Below are 589 nucleotides of genomic sequence, written 5' to 3' on the forward strand. Positions count from 1 at the left end.
CATAGGATTCGCCGCGCAGGTCGACGCCGACCGCCATCGCGGTCTTGCCGTCCTCGTCCTTGGGCAGGCCGAGGCGCGAGCGCATGTCGACCACGGTGACGATGCGGCCGCGCAGGTTCAAAACGCCTGCGATCTCACGCGAGGCCAGCGGCACGCGGGTGACGCGCTCGGGCATGAACACGTCCTGGACGCGGGAGATCGGCAGGCCGAACAGCTGGCCACCGATCATCGCGGTGACGTACTCGACCATGGCGCCTTCGCTGGACTGGGTCTTCTTGCTCATTTCAGTGTCTCCTGGTCCATGCCGCTAAGGTTTAAGCCGCGGCCGCCCGGCTCAGCTCGGAGGCGCCGGCGGCGCCCGCGGTCTGCTCCTTCAGCGCCGCGATCAGGCCGGGACGGTCGAACTTGGCGACGTAATCGTGGAAGCCGGCCTGACGGCCGCGCTCGATCGCCGCCGGCGACACCAGCGCCGACAGGCCGATGATCGGCGTCGCAGCGAGGTTGTTGTCGGAGCGGACGACTTCCGCGAACTCGAACCCGTTCATATCGGGCATCTCGATGTCGGTCAGGATCACGTCGAAGCTTTGGG

General features: G+C 67.4%; 2 protein-coding genes. Both read right to left on the reverse strand.

The window, feature by feature from the left end:
* Positions 1-283, reverse strand: a 283-nt coding sequence (locus I6F37_RS38475; RefSeq protein ID WP_225154139.1) for a chemotaxis protein CheW, incomplete at its 3' end; no start/stop codon positions are given.
* A 31-nt stretch (positions 284-314) separates the two neighbouring features.
* The coding region (locus I6F37_RS38480) for a response regulator (RefSeq protein WP_225153317.1) at positions 315-589 on the reverse strand (275 nt) is incomplete at its 5' end.

The organism is Bradyrhizobium sp. NBAIM08, assembly GCF_020193935.1.
In the GTDB taxonomy this organism is placed as follows: Bacteria; Pseudomonadota; Alphaproteobacteria; order Rhizobiales; family Xanthobacteraceae; genus Bradyrhizobium; species Bradyrhizobium yuanmingense.